The organism is Taibaiella soli (genome assembly GCF_003236175.1).
GTDB lineage: Bacteria > Bacteroidota > Bacteroidia > Chitinophagales > Chitinophagaceae > QKTW01.
In genome coordinates this window covers 1-2,494 of sequence record NZ_QKTW01000033.1, presented here as the reverse complement: position 1 = coordinate 2,494, position 2,494 = coordinate 1, and the positions used below count along the sequence as shown (strand labels likewise).

Annotated in this window: 2 protein-coding genes; one reads left to right on the top strand and one right to left on the bottom strand. The window is 37.2% G+C overall.

All coding sequences use genetic code 11. From position 1 onward, the window contains the following. On the bottom strand, positions 1-751 hold a 751-nt coding region (locus DN068_RS21905; RefSeq protein ID WP_133254090.1), incomplete at its 3' end, for a hypothetical protein. Positions 752-1,494: 743 nt separating this feature from the next. Here DN068_RS21905 and DN068_RS21890 point away from each other — a divergent pair. After that, entirely contained in the window at positions 1,495-1,905 is a 411-nt protein-coding gene (locus tag DN068_RS21890) for a hypothetical protein (protein WP_110999160.1), read from the top strand. The last annotated feature ends 589 nt before the right edge of the window (positions 1,906-2,494 follow it).

Sequence of the window (2,494 nt, the reverse complement as noted above, 5' to 3'; positions counted from 1 at the left end):
GTTCCTTTCCAGATAAATCATCATTAAAAAGCGGATTTCCAAAATCAAATTCGTATGTCACCATCGCTCTGGGTTGATATATATTCATGTAATGTTTCATGCTCCATGAGCCGTCCTTGACTCCATTTATGTCAAACACACGATTTTTTATCTCACATACCCGCATTTCATTATCAAAATAGAGCACAAAGTTTCTAACAATATCTAATTTCGACTCTGACGGTAACGCTGCGTTCGATTCTTTTTTGGGATTAGTACTACAAAATATGTAGATACTATCTATTGGGATTTGAGATAAGTAGCTCAGCTTGCACAAAAAATGAATCATAAAATCATTTTTCTCGAAGGTATTTGAGTCTAAAGTGGCCGCCATTAAAAAATCAATAGGCATAAGTGTACCACTGAATTCTCTTGTTCCCGATACATACAATTTTAACAGCGTATTTGAAACAACTGCAGAGTCTACTTTAACTAATTTGCCAACTTGTAATACGGCATGTCCATGACTAACCGAATCAAATTTGCCGTCTGGGGGAGTTCTTTCGTAAAACAAGGGTGTATATTGTTTTAAATCTATGTTTCCACCGATTGCAAGATCCAGTGAGTTTATATTAACCGCAGTAGCTAATAAGAGTTCATTAATTTCATCTGCTAATTGGACATTCTTGGTTTGCGCCTTGACTTGCTTGCCAAATGCGAGTATACATATACTACATGTTACGAAAGTTGTAAATAAAGCAGCTTTCATCATCGAGAATGGTTAACAATATCCATAAAACATTATGCATAATTCAAATTCAAGCGTACAACTCAAAACGTCCCTTAAGGGAGTAAGTTTCATCAAAACAAACATGTTGAAATTTTCTTTGAAATTTAGTGTGATGTTTTATTGTGAAATTATAAAATATAATAATTATACATATGCGTTAATTGACGGTGGAGATGGGGGTAGTTTTCACGTAGTTACTCTGGGCAATTCTTGCTAATTGATTGTTGTTATTTTTTAGCGGTCCGACCTTGTACATTATAGAAATTATTTCGAGCAACTCTGGTGATTTGATTAATAAATTTACTTTTAATGAACTGTAACTCTTGCTACATGGACCGCTCAATAAACCTTCAAATTGAAACGGCGTAACTTCAGGTTTCAATCTCATTTTTGAATAAGAAATGGTTCCATAAATTCGTTGGAAGTCAATACTGCAAATGGATATTTGTTTGGAAATCCATTTTTGCGCAACGATGCAGTCTGTTGTTGATCTTGAATTTCAAATGCAAGGCCTCTCAAAGTCGATGTTTAAACGTCTTCTCCTCAACATAGAAGATCGATATGATATTTTATTTGCGATGGTGTCAAAATTGAACCCCAAATTCAAAGCGCACTTAAGTGTGGGTTGGAAAACTCTGAGAGAAACTGACGAACTTTTTTTGCTGAGTTATTCAATAGTCCATTAACAACCTACCAATTATTTCAAACATAAAAAATCAACCATCATGAGAAACGAATTGTTGTCTCTGTACAAAGAGAAGCAAAAGAACTTTAAATCTATCATTAACAGTTTTCCCGAGGACGATTTGGCGGGACCATTTTTGATGTCTCCTGGCGAAGTCTATCGCGGTCAGCCGAATCGATTGTTGATTGTCGGACAGGAGACCAATGGTTGGACATCTTACGTGGATGATCTGGAAAAACAGATGGGGACCTATGAGGGCTTTAACGTCGGAATTGAATATTATGCATCTCCATTCTGGAACATTACAAGGAAAGTTGAAAAGGCACTCGGGAATGAACCGTATTCATGTGCCTGGACGAACCTTAGTAAGTTCGATTTGGATGCAGGACGACGTTATGGGAACATGAAGCTGCCATTTCTAAAATCGACGGAATTCTGCTCAATGAAATAGAAATAATAAAGCCAGATTTCTGCCTATTCTTTACCGGTCCATCTTTTGATAACAGGTTAAAAGCGATTTTTGAAGGTCTGGAATTTATCGACATTCCCAATTGGACTTCAAGGCAATTTTGCAATTTGAAACATCCGAATCTTCCAGCAAACAGTTTCCGAGCGTATCATCCAAAATCACTTAGAATAAGGCATCTCGAAAACGCCTTTATCGATTACATCGCGAAACAAAATGCATCAAAATTGCAGTAACATAGCGGGGATGATACGCCAAAACAAAAACAAGATTAAAACATGCCTTGTCAACATAGATTTCACCACATATTGATCCCTCAACAGGAGAATTTAGAGTTTTTATTTATTGGGACTTTTAATCCCGTTTGGGATGCTGCCAACGGGAAGAATGCAGACTATTTGTATGGACGAGCGTCGAGCCTGTTTTGGTGCATACTTCCACATGCATTCAATGAGAACTGCCTAATCGACCAAGGTCCGGAACCATGGGCGGCGTTCTGTACTAATCACAATACTGGTTTAACAGATACTATCTCCTAGGGTTTTAATGGGACCGAGAATCATGAGGAGCACAA